Below are 16,828 nucleotides of genomic sequence, written 5' to 3' on the forward strand. Positions count from 1 at the left end.
CCGCCCCATGGTAGCAAGCCCCGCGCCCTAAGCTCGCCTCGTGCTGCTCTCCGATCGCGACATCAAGCTCGAACTCTCCTCCGGCCGCGTCGGGCTCTCGCCGCACGACGCGGCGATGATCCAGCCCTCGTCGGTCGACGTGCGGCTCGACCGCTTCTTCCGGCTGTTCGACAACCACCGGTACCCCTACATCGATCCGGCCGAGGACCAGCCCGAGCTGACGCGCCTGGTCGAGACCCCGGCGGGCGAGGCGTTCATCCTGCACCCCGGCGAGTTCGTGCTCGGCTCGACCTACGAGGAGGTCTCGCTCCCCGACGACATCGCCGCGCGCCTGGAGGGCAAGAGCTCGCTGGGGCGGCTGGGGCTGCTGACGCACTCGACCGCGGGGTTCATCGATCCCGGCTTCACCGGTCACGTCACGCTCGAGCTGAGCAACGTCGCGACCCTGCCGATCATGCTCTGGCCGGGGATGAAGATCGGCCAGATGTGCTTCTTCCGCCTGAGCTCGCCCGCCGAGCAGCCGTACGGCTCGGCGTCCTACCTCTCGCGCTATCAGGGCCAGCGCGGCCCCACCGCCTCCCGATCGTCGCTGAACTTCCACCGCACCGACGTCTACGGCGACTGACCCCCTCCGCGAGATGCCACTTGTGCACGCGACACGCCGTGGAAGGCGTGCACAAGTGGCATCTCGCGGGCGGGGGCAGCCGGTCAGCCGAGCAGGCGGGGGAGCTGCAGGACGAGCCAGGGGGAGAAGGCCCAGGGGGCCGCACGGACGGCGGCGAGGGTCGCCTCGGGGTCGACCCACTCGACGTCCATGACCTCGTCGGCGCGGGGGCTCAGCGCGTCGCGGCTCGAGACCGTCGCGGTGTAGACCGGGCAGATCTCGTTCTCGACGATGCCGGAGGCGTCCACCGCGCGGTAGCGGAAGTCGGGCAGCGCCAGCTCGAGCGAGTCGAGCCGGGCGCCCAGCTCGCGCTCGGCGCGGCGCACCACCGCGTCCTCGATCCGCTCGCCGGGAGCGGGGTGCCCGCAGAACGAGTTGGTCCATACTCCGGGCCAGGTGCGCTTGCCCAGCGCGCGCCGCGTCACCAGCAGTGCGCCGTCGGGCGCGAAGACGTGGCAGGAGAAGGCGAGGTGCAGGGGGGTCGCGGTGTCGTGCACGGTCGCCTTGTCGGCCACGCCGACGGCGGTCCCGGACTCGTCGAGGAGCACCACCTCCTCGAGGAGATCCAGCTGCTCGAGCTCGTCAGTGCGCACGGCGATTCCTTCCGAAGTCATGACCGTAAGTCAAGCACGACGGCGGAACTCAGCCGGCTTATTGCTAGAGAGGCGAGTTTGTTAGCCTCGACCCCGTGGATACGCGCGACCCCGTGGTTCTCTCCCGAAGGCGGCAGGAGCACGTCGATGCTGTCCTCGACCGGTTCTTCTCGCTCGCGCGCTCCCGGGCGACGCGGCTCGGACCCCGGTACCTGACCCTCTGGCAGACGATCGAGGCCAACACCCGCGGCGGCAAGCGGTTCCGGCCGCTGATGGTGATCTCGGCCTACGAGGCGCACGGCGGTCAGGACCCCGAGGCGTCCGCCCACCTCGGCGCGGCCTTCGAGCTGCTGCACACCGCGCTGATCGTGCACGACGACGTGATCGACCGCGACTTCGTCCGCCGCGGCGGCCCGAACGTCTCGGGCAGCTACCGCGACGAGGCGACGACCGCCGGGCTCTCCATCCCCATCGCGGAGCACCGCGGAACCTCGGTCGCCGTCATCGCGGGCGACCTCGCGCTCACCGGCGCGCACCGCCTGGTCGAGGGCGTCGGCGCCTCCGACGGCGTCCGCGCGCGCCTGCTCACCCTGCTCGACGAGGCCGTCTTCGCCTCCGCCGCGGGCGAGCTGGCCGACGTCGACTTCTCGCTGATGCCCGGCATGCCCTCGGTGGAGGAGGTGCTCGAGATGGAGCGTCTGAAGACCGCGGTCTACTCCTTCGAGGCGCCGCTGCAGGCCGGCGCGATCCTGGCCGGCGCCGACGACGCGGCCGTCGAGGCCCTCGGCGAGTTCGGCCGCGGCATCGGCATCGCCTACCAGATCGTCGACGACCTGCTCGGCGTCTTCGGCTCCGAGGGGCAGACCGGCAAGACCACGCTCGGCGATCTCCGCGAGGGCAAGCGCACGGTCCTGATCGCGCACGCCGCCGGGACCGACCGCTGGCGCGAGATCGAGGGCCTCATCGGCGACGAGCACCTCGACCCCGACACGGCGGAGCGCGTGCGCTGCATCCTCGAGGAGTGCGGTTCGCGCGGCTACGCCGAGGCGCTCGCGAGCGACTTCGCGAACCGCGCGTGGGACGCGCTGCACACCCCCGCGGTGACGGAGGCGTTCCGCACCGAGATGCGGCCGCTGGTCTCGAGCGTCCTCGGGCGCACCCGGTGACCGCCCGACACGCCGCCGCGCACCCGTCGGACGCCCGCCACGCGCGGATCGCGGCCCGGATGCCGGTCGCCGCCCGCGCGCGCCGTACGGTGGCACGATGAGCCGGCAGAGCGAACTGTACGACCGCGTCGCCCACGAGGCGTCCGCGCAGGTGATCCGGCGCTACTCCACGTCCTTCGGCCTGGCCACCCGCCTCCTCGGGGCGGGCGTGCGCGAGCGCATCGAGGACGTCTACGCGCTGGTGCGCGTCGCCGACGAGATCGTGGACGGGGTCGCCGAGGAGGCGCACCTCGACCGCGCCGCCGTCGAGGAGTCGCTCGACGCCTTCGAGGCCGAGACCGAGCGCGCGCTCGCCAGCGGCTACAGCGCGAACCTCGTCATCCACGCCTTCGCCCGCACCGCGCGCGCCGCCGGCTTCGGCACCGAGCTCACCGGTCCCTTCTTCGCCTCGATGCGCGCCGACCTGCGCGAGACGGTGCACACCCCCGAGTCGTTCGAGAGCTACGTCTACGGCTCGGCCGAGGTGGTCGGGCTGATGTGCCTGCACGTCTTCCTCGCCGCGCCCGACGCCGGACTCGTCTCGCCCGCCGCGCGCGAGCGCCTCGTCGCCGGCGCCCGGCGCCTGGGTTCCGCGTTCCAGAAGGTCAACTTCCTCCGCGATCTGGCGGCCGACGTCGACGGCCTCGGCCGCAGCTACTTCCCCGGCGTCGACCCGCGCGCGTTCTCGGAGACCGACAAGGCGGCGCTGCTGGCCGACCTCGATGACGACCTCGCCGCGGCCGGCGCCATCGTGCCCGAGCTGCCCCGCTCGAGCCGACGCGCCGTGCTGCTCGCGCACTCCCTCTTCGCCGCGCTCGCGGACCGGATCCGCGCCACTCCCGCCGAGGAGCTGCTGCGCGCCCGGGTCGGCGTGCCGACGGCGACGAAGGCGGCGCTCGCCGCCCGCGCCGCCGTCTCGACGATCGGCCCGCGCCTGGGCGCCGGCCCGGCGCGCGCCTCCCGCTCGGCGAGCGGCCCGCACCGGGCCGTCGTGATCGGCGGCGGCATCGGCGGTCTCGCCTCCGCCGGCCTGCTCGCCCGCGACGGCTGGGACGTGACCCTGCTCGAGCAGCGCGAGGTCGTCGGCGGCCGGGCCGGCTCGTGGGAGCGCGACGGCTTCCGCTTCGACACCGGCCCCTCCTGGTACCTGATGCCGGAGGTGTTCGACCACTTCTTCCGGCTGATGGGCACGAGCGCCGAGGAGCGGCTCGACCTCGAGCGCCTCGACCCGGGCTACCGCGTCTACAGCCAGGGCATCGCCGAGCCGATCGACGTGCTCGCCGACCTGGAGTCCAACCTCGCCCTGTTCGAGAGCATCGAGCCCGGCGCGGGGGCCCGGATGCGGGTCTACCTCGAGTCGGCGCGCGACACCTACGAGGTGGCCAAGCGCCGGTTCCTCTACACGAGCTTCGCGTCGTTCCTGCCGCTGCTGCGCCGCGACGTGCTCAGCCGCACCGGCCGGCTCGGCCGCCTCCTGCTCACCCCGCTCGACACCTTCGCGGCGACCGCGGTCACCGACAACCGGCTGCGGCAGATCCTCGGCTACCCGGCCGTCTTCCTCGGCTCCTCGCCGTTCGCCGCGCCGAGCATGTACCACCTGATGAGCCACCTCGACCTGGCCGACGGCGTGCTCTACCCGATGGGCGGCTTCACCCGCCTGATCGCGGCCGTCGCCGAGGTGGCGGAGGAGGCGGGCGTCACCGTCCGCACCTCCTCGCCCGCCACCCGCATCCTCACGGCGCGCGCCCCGCGCGGCAGCCGCCGCGGGGCCGAGGTCGTCGGCGTCGAGTACGAGGGCCCGGACGGCACGCGACAGCTCCCCGCCGAGCTCGTCGTCAACGCCTCCGACCTGTTCACCACGGAGCAGGCGCTGCTTCCTGACGAGCTGCGCAGCTATCCGCCCGAGTACTGGGAGAACCGCGAGCCCGGCCCGAGCGCCGTGCTGGTGCTCCTGGGCGTCCGCGGCGCGCTGCCGGAGCTCGAGCACCACACGCTGCTGTTCACGAGCGACTGGCGCGAGAACTTCGGCCGGATCTTCGGCGAGAACCCCTCGGTCCCCGATCCCGCGTCGATCTACGTCTGCCGCCCGAGCGCGACCGACCCCGGCGTCGCTCCCGAGGGGCACGAGAACCTCTTCGTCCTCGTGCCGATCCCGGCCGACACCTCGATCGGCCACGGGGGGATCGACGGCGCCGGCGACGCGCAGGTCGAGGCCATCGCCGACGCGGCGATCCGCCAGATCGCGACCTGGACCGGTGCCGAGGACCTCGCCGAGCGGATCGTCGTGCGCCGCACCATCGGCCCGGCCGACTTCGAGAGCGATCTCGGGGCCTGGCGCGGCTCGATGCTCGGTCCGGCGCACATCCTCTCGCAGAGCGCGTTCTTCCGCTCCGGGAACGCCAGCGCGCACGTCGACGGGCTGCTCTTCGCGGGCAGCTCGACGATCCCGGGCATCGGCCTGCCCATGTGCGTGATCAGCGCCGAGGTGATGCTCAAGCGCGTCCGCGGCGACGTGTCGACCGAGCCGTTGCCCGTGCGCGCCGCCCCCTCGGCGCCGGTCGCCCCGAGCGTGGCTCCCGAGCCCGTCGCCGCGGGGGAGTAGCGCGTGGGGGTCCTCTACCTGCTCGCGCTCGTCGTCTCGATCACCGGGATGGTCGTGCTCGACAGGCGCTTCGGCCTGTTCTTCTGGGCGGACGCCCGCCGTGCGGCGATCGTGCTGCCGGCCGGCGTCGTGTTCTTCCTGCTCTGGGACCTCGCCGGCATCGGACTCGGCGTCTTCTTCCGCGGCGAGACCCCGTACATGACCGGGCTGCAGCTCGCGCCGGAGCTGCCGGTCGAGGAGGTCCTCTTCCTCACGCTGCTCTGCTACCTGTCCATGGACGTGCACGGGTTCCTCGCGAAGCGGGCGGAGGCGCGCGCGTGACCTACCTGCTCCTCAACGCGGTCTTCCTCGCGGTGGTCGCGGTGCCGCTGGTGGTCGCGCTCCGGCGCGGCCGGCTCCGGCTGCCCGTGCTGCTCGGCACCCTCGCGGTGCTGCTGGTGACGACCGCCGTCTTCGACAACATCATGATCGGCGTCGGGCTCCTCGTCGCCTACGACGACGACCTGATCTCGGGGATCCGGATCGGCGTCGCGCCGATCGAGGACTTCGCCTACGCGATCGCGGCCGCGCTCGCCCTGCCGGCGCTGTGGGTCCTCCTGCCGGCACGCCGCCGGAGCGCTCGGTGAGGCGGCTCCGCGCGCTGTTCGTCTCCAGCCGCCCGCTGAGCTGGGTCAACACGGCCTACCCGTTCGCCGCGGCCTACCTGCTGACCACCCGCGAGATCGACCTCGCCCTCGTGCTCGGCACGCTCTACTTCCTGATCCCCTACAACCTCGCGATGTACGGGATCAACGACGTCTTCGACTACGAGTCCGACCTGCGGAACCCGCGCAAGGGCGGTGTCGAGGGCGCGGTCCTCGATCGGAGCGAGCACCGCGCGACGCTGATCGCGGCGGTGGCGACCAACGTCCCGTTCCTGATCGCGCTCGTGCTGCTCGGCTCGCCGCTGTCCTGGCTGGTGCTGGCGGTCAGCGTCTTCGCCGTCATCGCCTACAGCGCGCCCGGCCTGCGCTTCAAGGAGCGGCCGTTCCTCGACTCGCTGACCTCGGCGACGCACTTCGTCAGCCCCGCCGTCTACGGCGTCGCGCTCGCGGGCACGGTGCTCACCCCGGGTCTCTGGGCCCTGCTGGTCGCGTTCTTCCTCTGGGGCATAGCCAGCCACGCCTTCGGCGCGGTGCAGGACATCCTGGCCGACCGGGCCGGCGGCATCGGGTCGATCGCCACGGTGATCGGCGCGAAGGCGACCGTGCGCTTCGCGATCGCCGCCTACGTCGCGAGCGGACTGCTCCTGCTGCTGCTGCCCTGGCCGGGGACGCTGGCCGCGCTGCTCGCGATCCCGTACGCGCTGAGCGTCTGGCCGTACCGCTCGCTGACCGACGAGCAGGCCGAGCGCGCGAACGCCGGCTGGAAGCGCTTCCTCGCGCTGAACTTCCTCACCGGGTTCCTGGTGACGCTGCTGCTGATCCTGTTCTGGCTCGCGACCTGATCGGAGCTCGCCGGCTGATCAGGCGCTCGTCCGGGCGGCGGCGGCCGGCGTCCTGACCGGCAGCAGCAGGGCGAGTCCCGCGGCGAGCACGACGACCAGCCCGAGGATCCCCCAGTACTGCACGTCGGCGTCGCCGGAGACGCCCGCGGCGATCGAGACCGCGGCGGCGAAGGCGGCGGGCGCGAGGAACGACGCCGCGCGACCGGTCGTCGCGTAGAGGCCGAAGATCTCGCCCTCGCGTCCCTCCGGGATCAGCCGGGAGAGGTAGCTGCGGCTGGCCGACTGCGCGGGGCCGACGAAGAGGCACAGCAGCAGGCCGAAGACCCAGAACGCGGTCGGGCCGGCGTCGTGCAGGACGAAGACGGCGCCGCCGCAGACGATCAGCCCGATCAGCGAGGCGACGATCACCGACTTGGGACCGAGCCGGTCGTCGAGGGCGCCGACCGCGATGGTCGCGACGCCGGCGACGATGTTCGCGGCGATCGCGAACAGGATCACCTGCCCGGCGCTGAAGCCGAAGGTGCCCTGGGCGAGGACGCCGCCGAAGGTGAAGACGCCGGTCAGGCCGTCGCGGAAGACGGCGCTGGCGAGCAGGAAGGCGAGCGTCGTCGGGCTCTCGCGGCGCAGCGCCCCGATCTGGCGGAAGAGCGCGCGGTAGGACTCGAGCACGCTCACCCGCGCGGTGCCGCCGGTCCGGCCGGGGAGCTCGGGGACGGCGAACAGGACGGGCAGGGCGAAGACGGCGAACCAGATCCCGGCCAGCAGGATCGAGACGCGGACGTCCAGGCCGTCCTCGCCCGTGACGCCGAAGAGCCCCACCTCGGGCGAGATGAGGCCGAAGTAGAGGACGAGGAGCAGCGCGATGCCGCCGACGTAGCCCATGCCCCAGCCGAAGCCCGAGACGCGCCCGACGCTCGCCCGGGTGGAGACCTGGCTGAGCATCGCGTTGTAGTTGACGCTCGCGAACTCGAAGAAGACGGTGCCCACGGCGAGCAGGCCCAGGCCGAGCCAGAGGAAGGCCGGGTCGGGGCGGACGAAGAACATCAGCAGGATGCAGACGACGACCACCGCGGAGTGCAGGCCGAGCCAGCGGCGCCGCCGCCCGCCGAGATCGGCGCGGCGCCCGGTCACCGGGGCGATCAGGGCGACGACGACGCCGGCGCCCGCGAGCGTCCAGCCGAGCGCCGCCGAGACGCCGCTCGGTGTGCCGAAGAGGCCGTCGGTGGTGAGGTAGACGGTGAAGACGAAGGTCGTGACGACGGCGTTGAAGGCGGAGCTGCCCCAGTCCCAGAGGCCCCAGGCGACGACGGGCCAGCGGCTGGTGCGGGGGCGGAGGCTGGCGCTGGCGGTCATGCACTCACCGTAGGGGGAGCGGGAGAACGGGAGGTAGCGTGACGTTTTCTGCAGCCTGAGAGTTGAGCCGGGTCGACTCAGGTTTCTGCTCCTCGACTTGACTCGCCACGACCGATGCGTAAACTTGAGCGTGCGGGGCTCAACTCCCGCAGACGACTTTCCCGCAGAAGATCCACCAGTGAGGGACGGCCCGACGGCCGTCCGCGAAGGAGAAACACGCATATGTCCCGTGCCGTAGGCATCGACCTGGGAACCACCAACTCGGTCGTGGCCGTCCTCGAGGGTGGCGAGCCCACCGTCATCGCCAACGCCGAGGGCTTCCGCACCACCCCGTCCGTCGTCGCGTTCACCAAGGACGGCGAGGTGCTCGTCGGCGAGACCGCCAAGCGCCAGGCCGTGACGAACGTCGACCGCACCCTCGCCTCCGTCAAGCGCCACATGGGCACCGACTGGACGTTCGCCGTCGAGGAGAAGAAGTACACGCCGCAGGAGATCTCGGCGCGCATCCTCGGCAAGCTCAAGCGCGACGCCGAGCAGTACCTGGGCGAGAAGGTGACCGACGCGGTCATCACCGTCCCGGCCTACTTCAACGACGCCGAGCGCCAGGCCACGAAGGACGCCGGCGAGATCGCCGGCCTCAACGTGCTCCGCATCATCAACGAGCCGACCGCCGCGGCGCTCGCCTACGGCCTCGACAAGGGCAAGGAGGACGAGCTCATCCTCGTCTTCGACCTCGGTGGCGGCACCTTCGACGTCTCCCTCCTCGAGGTGGGCAAGGACGACGACTTCTCCACCATCCAGGTCCGCGCGACCTCGGGTGACAACCGCCTCGGCGGCGACGACTGGGACCAGCGCGTCGTCGACTACCTGGTCAAGCGCTTCAAGGACTCGACCGGCGTCGACGTCTCGAAGGACAAGATCGCGCGCCAGCGCCTCAAGGAGGCGGCGGAGCAGGCCAAGAAGGAGCTCTCCTCGAGCACCTCGACCAGCATCCAGCTGCCCTACCTCTCGCTCACCGAGAACGGCCCCGCGAACCTCGACGAGACGCTCACGCGCGCCAAGTTCGAGGAGCTCACGAACGACCTGATCGAGCGCACCCGCAAGCCGTTCACCGACGTCATCGCGGAGGCCGGTGTCAAGGTCGACGACATCGCGCACGTCGTCCTCGTCGGCGGCTCGACCCGCATGCCGGCCGTGGCCGAGCTCGTCAAGAAGCTCACCGGCGGCAAGGAGCCCAACAAGGGCGTCAACCCGGACGAGGTCGTCGCCGTCGGCGCCGCCCTGCAGGCCGGCGTCCTCAAGGGCGAGCGCAAGGACGTCCTGCTCATCGACGTCACCCCGCTCTCGCTCGGCATCGAGACCAAGGGAGGGATCATGACCAAGCTCATCGAGCGCAACACGGCCATCCCGACCAAGCGCTCCGAGACCTTCACCACGGCCGACGACAACCAGCCGTCCGTCGCGATCCAGGTCTTCCAGGGCGAGCGCGAGTTCACCCGCGACAACAAGAACCTCGGCACCTTCGAGCTGACCGGCATCGCCCCCGCGCCGCGCGGCATCCCGCAGGTCGAGGTCACCTTCGACATCGACGCCAACGGCATCGTGCACGTGTCCGCCAAGGACAAGGGCACCGGCAAGGAGCAGTCGATGACGATCACCGGCGGCTCGTCGCTGCCCAAGGACGACATCGACCGCATGGTGCGCGAGGCCGAGGAGCACGCCTCCGAGGACAAGGCCCGCCGCGAGGCCGCCGAGGTCCGCAACAACGCCGAGACCCTCGCCTACTCGATCGACAAGCTGATCAAGGAGAACGAGGACAAGCTGCCCGAGGACGTCAAGACCGAGGTCCAGGGCGACGTCGACGCGCTGAAGACCGCGCTCGCCGGCGACGACGACGCGGCCGTCAAGACCGCGTTCGACGCCCTCAACGCCTCGCAGACCAAGATCGGCCAGGCCATCTACTCGCAGGACCAGGCCGCGCAGAGCGCTCCGCAGGACGCGCCGGCCGAGGACGAGAAGAAGGACGACGAGGACATCGTCGACGCCGAGGTCATCGACGAGGACGAGCCGAAGGACACGAAGTAGCGATGGGGAAGCACAACCAGGAGCCGGACAACGGCGTGCCCGAGGACGAGCCGGCCACCGGTGCCGAGGCGGCCGAGTCCGCCCAGGACACCGAGGGTCTGATCGAGGCCGAGGGTCCCGACGTCGAGACGACGCTCTCCGACGCCGACCTCTCGTTCCTCTCCGGTCAGTCCGACGCCGAGACGCTCGCGGCCGAGCACCTCGCCGACCTCCAGCGGGTCACCGCGGAGTACGCGAACTACCGCAAGCGCACCGAGTCGAACCGCCAGGTCGACAAGGAGCGGGCGATCGGCGACGCGGTGAAGGTCATCCTCCCCGTGCTCGACGACATCGACCGCGCCGAGAAGCACGGCGATCTCGCCGAGGGCGGCCCGTTCACCGCCATCGCGCAGAAGCTGCGCGGCGGCATCGAGAAGCTCGGGCTGGTGAAGACGGGCGCCGTGGGCGATCTGTTCGACCCGAACATCCACGAGGCGATCTTCCAGCAGCCCACTCCCGGCGCCGAGACCTCCACGGTCGCGGACGTCGTCGAATCGGGCTACTACCTCGGCGGCTCGCTGCTGCGCGCCGCCAAGGTGGTCGTCGCGGTCCCCGCCGACTGACCCGCCTCCCGCACCACTGCGGAGCCTCCGCTCCCGAGCAGGGGCCGTCCCGACCACGGGCGGCCCCTGCCGGGGTCTGAGGACTCCGCACGACGACAGCCGCACTACGACACAGGAAGAGGCGCATGGCCAGCCAGGATTGGTTCGACAAGGACTTCTACAAGGTCCTCGGTGTCTCGAAGGACGTCTCCGCGGCGGACCTCAAGAAGACCTACCGCAAGCTCGCTCGGCAGTTCCACCCCGACTCCAACCCGGGGGACGCGAAGGCCGAGGCGCGCTTCAAGGAGATCAGCGAGGCGTACACCGTCCTCTCCGACGCCGAGCACCGCAAGGAGTACGACCAGATCCGCGCGATGGGCTCCGGCGCCCGCTTCACGGCCGGCGGCCAGCCCGGCGGCTTCGACGACGTGTTCGGCAACGTCTTCAACCAGGGCGGCGGCGGCCGCACCTCGTACAGCACCCAGCAGGGTCCGCCCGCCGGCTTCGAGGACATCCTCGGCGGCATGTTCGGCAACGCGGGCGGCGGCCGGTTCGGCCAGCCCAGCGGCGGCTTCCGCGGCTTCGGCGGCCCGCAGAAGGGCGCCGACGTCACCGCCAGCACCACCATCGACTTCCGCACCGCGACGCAGGGCGACACCGTGCAGCTGCAGACCGGCGAGGGCCGCGCGCTGTCGGTCCGGATCCCGGCCGGCGTCGCCGACCAGCAGAAGATCCGCGTCCGCGGCAAGGGCCGCCCGAGCCCCGACGGCGGCGAGCCCGGCGACCTCGTGCTCACCGTCGCCGTGCGCAAGCACCCGGTCTTCGAGCGCGACGGACTGAACCTGCGCGTCACCGTCCCCGTCACCTTCGTCGAGGCCGTCTTCGGCGCCACGATCGAGGTGCCGACCCTCGGCGGCGACCCGGTCAAGCTGCGCGTCGCCCCCGGCACCCCGAGCGGCCGCGTGCTGCGAGTCAAGGGCCGCGGTGTCGCCACCGGCAAGGGCACGGGCGACCTGCTCGCCGAGATCCAGGTCGCGGTGCCCGACCACCTGTCCGGCGCGGCGCGCGACGCGCTCGAGGCCTACGCGGCCGCCGAGCCGTCGGACAACCCGCGCGACGACATCCTGGAGAAGGCCCGCTACTAGCACGGCCCGGACCCTGCGGGGCCGGCCGGAGAGGAGGAGACGTGGACGAGAGCACCCCGGTGTTCGCGATCGCGGTCGCCGCCGACCTGGCCGGCATGCACCCGCAGACGCTGCGCCAGTACGACCGGCTCGGTCTGGTGCGCCCCACGCGCACGGCCGGCAAGTCCCGCCGCTACTCGATGCGCGACGTCGTGCAGCTGCGCGAGGTCGCCCGGCTCTCCTCCGAGGGCGTCTCGCTCGAGGGCATCGCCCGCATCCTCCAGCTCGAGAACCAGGTCCTCTCGCTGTCGCAGCGCGTGCGCGAGCTCGAGTCCGCGCTGGCCGACGAGCTGCTCAACCGTCCGGGCCGCCGGGTCTTCGCCGCCGGCCTCGAGGGCGACGTGGTGACCCTCCGTCACGGAACGCGCGCCCAGCGGCGCACCGAGCTCGTGGTGTGGCGTCCGCTGCCGCGCGGGGCCGATGAGGGCGACGCCACCCCTGAGCGCGGAGCCCCCGAACAGGGTTAGCCTGTCGGAGCGCCCGGAACGGACCGGGCCGCTGAGAGGGCACCATGACTCAGGACGACCGCGACGACGACGCCGCGACGCCGGATGCCGAGACTCCGGAGTACAGCCGCGAGGACTACGCGATCCACGCCACCCGGAGCGAGCTGCCGCTCTTCGCGGAGGCCGTCGCCGACCGGCGGGACGACTCCGACTGGCTCTCCGCGCTCTCGGGCGTCCTCGGCCGCACCGAGAAGGACACCGCCGCAGCGGCCGCCCAGGCGGCCCTCGAGCGCCGCGCGAGCAAGCCCGACGGCACCTGAGCTCACCGGCTGAGGCGGCGGGCGGGTCTCGATGCGCCCCTGCGGGGCTGCTCGACCACCATGATGTGCATGCCGATCGAGTAGCGCGCGGAGCGGGCGCATCGAGATCCACCGGCGTCAGAAGTCGAGTCGGCACTCGACCAGCAGGAGAAGGCGCTGCGTGCTACTTGCGGGCCGGGACGCGCAGCGCCGCGGGGGCGCCGAGGCGGCCGCCGCTGAGGCGCTGCAGGATCTCGGTGCCGAAGGGCACGGCGCCGACGAGTCGGCGCGCATCGACGTCCTCCTCGTCGGAGTAGCCGACCAGGACGTAGACGCCGACGACGACGATCGCGGCGATGGTCGCGACGCGGACCGGGATCTGGTCGACCGCCCCTCCCCCGCCGTCGACCGGCTCGGCGAGCGTGACGCACATCAGGAAGACCGTGGCGTAGACCGCGAGGTGCCGGTGCGTGCTCCGCCAGGGCCGCGAGAGCGCGGCGATCGGCAGGATCCAGAGCGCGTACCAGGGGTGGATGGCGGTCGACGCCGTGACGAAGGCCAGCAGCGCGCCGGTCAGGCGGGCGAGCGGATCGATGGCCCGCCGCGACAGCATCAGCGCACCGGCGATCACGCCCGCGCCGAGGAGGGCGAGCATCTTGACCACGGCGATCGCGGCGGCCGGATCGTGGCCGGTCATCTGGACGGCGGTGGACACCGCGACGACGACGGCGGACATCGGCGCGTACCAGTGCAGGATCGAGCCCGGCACGATCATCGCGCCGATCCAGCCGACGCCGACTCCCGCGGCGAGGCCGATCGCGACGACGACGGCGAGGGCTCCCGCGCCGCTCCAGGCCCAGGTCCGGATGCGCTGCCGCAGCGTCGCGTCGTGCCGCAGCCAGAGCAGCGCGAGGACGGGCAGCGCGATGACGGCGACCGGCTTGACGGCGATCGCCGCGCCCATCAGCAGCACGGCGGCGACCCGGCGGTCGGTGTGGCCGTAGTAGAGCGAGGCGAGGATCAGCGCGATCATCACGGAGTCGTTGTGCCCGGCGACGACGAAGAGGACGAGGGTCAGCGGATTGGCGACGAGGGTCCACGCGGTGAGCGGGACGGACAGGCCGCGCAGCCGGGCGAGCCGCAGGGCGTAGACGGTGCTGACGGCGACTCCGGCGACGGAGAGCGCGCGGAGCATCGCGACCGAGAGCTCGGGGAAGGTCCAGCCGGCGACGTGCACGGCGGTCTGCTCCGCGAGCAGGTAGAGCGGCCCGTAGGGCGTGGGCGTGTCGGCCCAGCGCGGGTCGACGCCGAGCGCGTACCAGCCGGGCAGGGTGGCGACGCCGCTCGAGTAGGGGTTCACGCCGGCGGTCATCAGGCGGCCCTGTGCGACGTAGGAGAACATGTCGCGGCTGAACAGCGGCACGGTGACGAGCAGGGGAGCGGCCCAGGCGAGCGCGGCGACGAGGATCGCGCGGACGGATCCGGGGCGGTCGTCGAGGGCGGCCGAGCGCAGCCGCAGCCAGGCGACGAGCAGCAGCATCCCGCCGCCGACGACGGCCACGACGCCCAGCTCGGTGGCCCCGGCCGAGGCGCGGAGCGCGGAGATCAGCGGCCAGTCCCGGATCGGCGAGTCGAGCGGCAGGTAGCCGACGGAGAGCGAGCCGGCGAGGATCGCGAGCGAGCCGATCAGCCCGACCACGAGGGGTGCGGCCGTGGACAGCAGGGGCGCGCGCACGCGCCCGCTCTGCGTCCGGACCTCGTCCGGTCGTCGCGTCGTCCCCCGAGTCACCATCCCGGCCACGTTAGGCGACCCGCATCGGAAAGCGGTGGACAGGCGGTGAACGGTTGACCAGCGCGCTCTCAGCCGTTAGCGGCGTCCGGCGCGGCCTCGGCGAAGCGCAGCTGGTTGCCGAACGGATCGATCAGATCGAGCGCGAATCCGAACGGCGACCGCGTGATCCGCGGGTTGAGGTACGGGTACTCCTTCGAGTCGAGCTCGGCGTGCAGCTCGCGCACCCCGCGGAGGGCCACGTGCACCGCCGCTCCGGGGCTCCCGTCGCGGTGGTGCTCGCTGAGGTGCAGGCGCAGGCCCGACCGCGAGACCTGCAGGTAGAGCGGCGCGTCGCGTGCGGCGCGGTGCTCCCAGTCGACGGTGAAGCCGAGGTAGTCGACGTAGAACTCGCCCGCCTTGGCGACCGAGAAGATCCTCAGGATGGGCACCGCCGCCTCCAGCCGCACCGCTTCCAGGCGCGGAACGTCGCCTCCGTTCGTCTGGTCTCTGGCGCGTCGTCTCGTCTCCACGCCACGAGGCTAGCCGCCCGTGCGACGGCCGCTCGCCAGCGGCGTCGCTCGACGAGGCCCGGCTCAGTCGATGAGGTCCAGGGCGCGCAGCCGGGCGAGCGTGTCGACCCCGGCGGGCGGGCAGCGGTGCGCGTCGGAGCCGGTGATCCAGTGCAGTGCGTCGATCTCGCCGCTCGCGCGCGGCTCCGCGGTGAGCTCCGCGGCGAACACGGTCATGTGCACCTCGCGGCCCTCCGGCTCGCCGTGCGCCTGCGTCCGGACGGTGAAGAGCTCGCGCAGCGACGTCGGCGCGGTGCCCAGCTCCTCCTCCGTCTCGCGGGCCGCCGCCTCGGCGCCCGTCTCGCCCGGGTCGACCTTGCCGCCGGGGAGGTAGACGACGTCGCGCCCGCGCGCCGTCACCATCAGCACGCGGCGCTCGCGCAGGACGGCGACCGCGGAGACGACGAGGGGAGGGAGGCTGCTCATCTCGCCATCATGCCCGTCGACGGTTCCCGCCCGCGGTCGGGCCTCCGAGCCCGCGGCTACCATGGACGCACACCAGAAGGACGCGCGCAGCCGGCGCGCGCCAGGGCCCCGTGCGCCCGAACAGCTAGGAGCTCCCCGTGGCAGAACCCACCACCCTCGACAAGGTCGTCACCCTCGCCCAGCACCGGGGGTTCGTCTTCCCCTCGGGCGAGATCTACGGCGGCACCCGCTCCGCCTGGGACTACGGCCCCCTCGGCGTCGAGCTCAAGGAGAACATCAAGCGCCAGTGGTGGAAGGCGTTCGTGCAGGGCCGCGGCGACGTCGTCGGCCTCGACTCGGCCGTGATCCTGCCGACCGCGATCTGGAGCGCCTCCGGTCACGTCGGCGTCTTCTCCGACCCGCTGACCGAGTCGCTGATCACGCACAAGCGCTACCGCGCCGACCACCTCTTCGAGAAGTACGAGGAGGTCAACGGGCACGCCCCCGAGAACGGCCTCGCCGACATCCCGGACCCGGAGCACCCCGACAAGATCGGCCAGTGGACCGAGATCAAGCAGTTCTCCGGGCTGATGAAGACCTACCTCGGTGTCGTCGACGACGAGTCGGGCCTGCACTACCTCCGCCCCGAGACCGCGCAGGGCATCTTCACCAACTTCGCCAACGTGCTGCAGAGCGCGCGGAAGAAGCCGCCCTTCGGCATCGGCCAGATCGGCAAGGCGTTCCGCAACGAGATCACGCCCGGCAACTTCATCTTCCGCACCCGCGAGTTCGAGCAGATGGAGCTCGAGTTCTTCGTCGAGCCCGGCACGGACGAGGAGTGGCAGGAGACCTGGATGCAGCTCGCCTGGGACTGGTTCGTCGACCTCGGGATCTCGCCGGAGAACATCCGCCAGTTCGAGCACCCGAAGGACAAGCTCTCCCACTACTCCAAGCGCACCGTCGACATCGAGTACCGCTTCAGCTTCGCCTCGGGCGAGTGGGGCGAGCTGATGGGCGTCGCGAACCGCACCGACTTCGACCTCAAGACGCACATGGAGCACTCCGGCAAGGACCTCTCCTTCTTCGACCAGACGAAGAACGAGCGCTTCGTGCCGTTCGTGATCGAGCCGTCCTTCGGCCTGACCCGCGCGCTGATGGCGTTCCTGGTCGACGCCTACGAGGAGCAGGAGCTGCCGCCGAACGCCAAGGGCAAGGTCGAGACGCGCACCGTGCTGCACCTCGACCCGCGCCTCGCGCCGGTCAAGGTCGCGGTGCTGCCGCTCTCGCGCAACGAGGCGCTCTCGCCGCTCGCCCGCGAGGTCGCGGACCGGCTCCGCGCACTCTGGAACGTCGACTTCGACGACTCCGGCGCGATCGGCCGCCGCTACCGCCGCCAGGACGAGATCGGCACGCCCTACTGCGTGACGATCGACTTCGACTCGCTGGAGGACCACGCCGTGACGGTCCGCGACCGCGACACCATGAAGCAGGAGCGCATCCCGCTCGACCAGCTGGAGACGCACCTCTTCACCGGTCTGCGCGGCGCCTGACCCTTCTCGCGAGATGCCACTTGTGCACGCTTTCC

Annotated in this window: 17 protein-coding genes; 12 read left to right on the forward strand and 5 right to left on the reverse strand. The window is 71.9% G+C overall.

Annotation, left to right across the window (positions count from 1 at the left end; genetic code table 11):
- Window positions 1–40: 40 nt before the first annotated feature.
- Window positions 41–625, forward strand: a complete 585-nt coding sequence (dcd, locus tag GTU73_RS04205) for a dCTP deaminase (RefSeq protein WP_160087273.1) — start codon at window positions 41–43, stop codon at window positions 623–625.
- An 83-nt stretch (window positions 626–708) separates the two neighbouring features.
- On the opposite strand, the gene idi is transcribed toward dcd, so the two are convergent.
- Complete coding sequence (idi, locus tag GTU73_RS04210) at window positions 709–1,257, reverse strand: isopentenyl-diphosphate Delta-isomerase (RefSeq protein ID WP_244231766.1); 549 nt, start codon at window positions 1,255–1,257, stop codon at window positions 709–711.
- A gap of 95 nt (window positions 1,258–1,352) precedes the next feature.
- On the opposite strand from idi, the gene GTU73_RS04215 reads away from it, so the two are divergent.
- The 5 genes from GTU73_RS04215 to GTU73_RS04235 all read left to right on the forward strand — a co-directional run bounded on the left by GTU73_RS04215 (window position 1,353) and on the right by GTU73_RS04235 (window position 6,550).
- A complete protein-coding gene (locus GTU73_RS04215) occupies window positions 1,353–2,423 on the forward strand; it encodes a polyprenyl synthetase family protein (protein WP_244231767.1) in 1,071 nt (356 codons plus the stop codon).
- Window positions 2,424–2,520: 97 nt separating this feature from the next.
- Window positions 2,521–5,064 (forward strand): phytoene desaturase family protein, encoded by a 2,544-nt coding sequence (gene crtI, locus GTU73_RS04220; RefSeq protein WP_160087277.1) that lies wholly within the window; start codon window positions 2,521–2,523, stop codon window positions 5,062–5,064.
- Window positions 5,065–5,067: 3 nt separating this feature from the next.
- Complete coding sequence (locus GTU73_RS04225; protein ID WP_160087279.1) at window positions 5,068–5,385, forward strand: lycopene cyclase domain-containing protein; 318 nt, start codon at window positions 5,068–5,070, stop codon at window positions 5,383–5,385.
- Window positions 5,382–5,690 (forward strand): lycopene cyclase domain-containing protein, encoded by a 309-nt coding sequence (locus tag GTU73_RS04230; RefSeq protein ID WP_160087281.1) that lies wholly within the window; start codon window positions 5,382–5,384, stop codon window positions 5,688–5,690. Before GTU73_RS04225 ends, GTU73_RS04230 begins: the two co-directional genes overlap by 4 nt.
- A complete protein-coding gene (locus GTU73_RS04235; RefSeq protein ID WP_160087283.1) occupies window positions 5,687–6,550 on the forward strand; it encodes a prenyltransferase in 864 nt (287 codons plus the stop codon). The genes GTU73_RS04230 and GTU73_RS04235 overlap by 4 nt, the downstream gene beginning before the upstream one ends.
- 18 nt (window positions 6,551–6,568) lie before the next feature.
- On the opposite strand, the gene GTU73_RS04240 is transcribed toward GTU73_RS04235, so the two are convergent.
- Window positions 6,569–7,903 carry an MFS transporter gene (locus GTU73_RS04240; RefSeq protein ID WP_160087285.1) on the reverse strand — a complete coding sequence of 445 codons (1,335 nt, stop codon included), beginning with the start codon at window positions 7,901–7,903 and terminating at the stop codon, window positions 6,569–6,571.
- A gap of 222 nt (window positions 7,904–8,125) precedes the next feature.
- Between GTU73_RS04240 and dnaK the strand changes: the two genes are divergently transcribed.
- The 5 genes from dnaK to GTU73_RS04265 all read left to right on the forward strand — a co-directional run bounded on the left by dnaK (window position 8,126) and on the right by GTU73_RS04265 (window position 12,519).
- A complete protein-coding gene (gene dnaK / locus GTU73_RS04245; protein WP_160087287.1) occupies window positions 8,126–9,988 on the forward strand; it encodes a molecular chaperone DnaK in 1,863 nt (620 codons plus the stop codon).
- Window positions 9,989–9,990: 2 nt separating this feature from the next.
- On the forward strand, window positions 9,991–10,590 hold the full coding sequence (gene grpE, locus GTU73_RS04250; RefSeq protein ID WP_160087288.1) for a nucleotide exchange factor GrpE: 600 nt from the start codon (window positions 9,991–9,993) through the stop codon (window positions 10,588–10,590).
- Window positions 10,591–10,715: 125 nt separating this feature from the next.
- Complete coding sequence (locus GTU73_RS04255; protein WP_160087289.1) at window positions 10,716–11,714, forward strand: DnaJ C-terminal domain-containing protein; 999 nt, start codon at window positions 10,716–10,718, stop codon at window positions 11,712–11,714.
- Window positions 11,715–11,755: 41 nt separating this feature from the next.
- Window positions 11,756–12,220 (forward strand): MerR family transcriptional regulator, encoded by a 465-nt coding sequence (locus GTU73_RS04260; RefSeq protein ID WP_160087290.1) that lies wholly within the window; start codon window positions 11,756–11,758, stop codon window positions 12,218–12,220.
- A 44-nt stretch (window positions 12,221–12,264) separates the two neighbouring features.
- Window positions 12,265–12,519 (forward strand): hypothetical protein, encoded by a 255-nt coding sequence (locus tag GTU73_RS04265; RefSeq protein ID WP_160087292.1) that lies wholly within the window; start codon window positions 12,265–12,267, stop codon window positions 12,517–12,519.
- A gap of 163 nt (window positions 12,520–12,682) precedes the next feature.
- On the opposite strand, the gene mptB is transcribed toward GTU73_RS04265, so the two are convergent.
- From mptB to GTU73_RS04280, 3 genes are all read right to left on the reverse strand, one after another.
- Window positions 12,683–14,233, reverse strand: coding sequence for a polyprenol phosphomannose-dependent alpha 1,6 mannosyltransferase MptB (gene mptB, locus GTU73_RS04270; protein ID WP_160087294.1), 1,551 nt, complete (start codon window positions 14,231–14,233; stop codon window positions 12,683–12,685).
- Between the two features lie 125 nt (window positions 14,234–14,358).
- Window positions 14,359–14,799 (reverse strand): glyoxalase superfamily protein, encoded by a 441-nt coding sequence (locus GTU73_RS04275; RefSeq protein ID WP_347877751.1) that lies wholly within the window; start codon window positions 14,797–14,799, stop codon window positions 14,359–14,361.
- 63 nt (window positions 14,800–14,862) lie between these two features.
- On the reverse strand, window positions 14,863–15,264 hold the full coding sequence (locus tag GTU73_RS04280; protein WP_160087296.1) for an NUDIX domain-containing protein: 402 nt from the start codon (window positions 15,262–15,264) through the stop codon (window positions 14,863–14,865).
- 137 nt (window positions 15,265–15,401) lie between these two features.
- On the opposite strand from GTU73_RS04280, the gene GTU73_RS04285 reads away from it, so the two are divergent.
- Window positions 15,402–16,793 carry a glycine--tRNA ligase gene (locus GTU73_RS04285; protein ID WP_123701783.1) on the forward strand — a complete coding sequence of 464 codons (1,392 nt, stop codon included), beginning with the start codon at window positions 15,402–15,404 and terminating at the stop codon, window positions 16,791–16,793.
- The last annotated feature ends 35 nt before the right edge of the window (window positions 16,794–16,828 follow it).

The sequence above is a fragment of the Rathayibacter sp. VKM Ac-2804 genome, from assembly GCF_009866655.1.
GTDB lineage: Bacteria > Actinomycetota > Actinomycetes > Actinomycetales > Microbacteriaceae > Rathayibacter.

What these genes read in the sequence shown, in the direction of transcription:
- crtI (WP_160087277.1), top strand. Translation starts at nt 2,521, where the DNA reads ATGAGCCGGCAGAGCGAACTGTACGACCGCGTCGCCCACGAGGCGTCC.
- GTU73_RS04240 (WP_160087285.1), bottom strand. Translation starts at nt 7,903, where the DNA reads ATGACCGCCAGCGCCAGCCTCCGCCCCCGCACCAGCCGCTGGCCCGTC.
- dnaK (WP_160087287.1), top strand. Translation starts at nt 8,126, where the DNA reads ATGTCCCGTGCCGTAGGCATCGACCTGGGAACCACCAACTCGGTCGTG.
- grpE (WP_160087288.1), top strand. Translation starts at nt 9,991, where the DNA reads ATGGGGAAGCACAACCAGGAGCCGGACAACGGCGTGCCCGAGGACGAG.
- GTU73_RS04255 (WP_160087289.1), top strand. Translation starts at nt 10,716, where the DNA reads ATGGCCAGCCAGGATTGGTTCGACAAGGACTTCTACAAGGTCCTCGGT.
- GTU73_RS04265 (WP_160087292.1), top strand. Translation starts at nt 12,265, where the DNA reads ATGACTCAGGACGACCGCGACGACGACGCCGCGACGCCGGATGCCGAG.
- GTU73_RS04280 (WP_160087296.1), bottom strand. Translation starts at nt 15,264, where the DNA reads ATGAGCAGCCTCCCTCCCCTCGTCGTCTCCGCGGTCGCCGTCCTGCGC.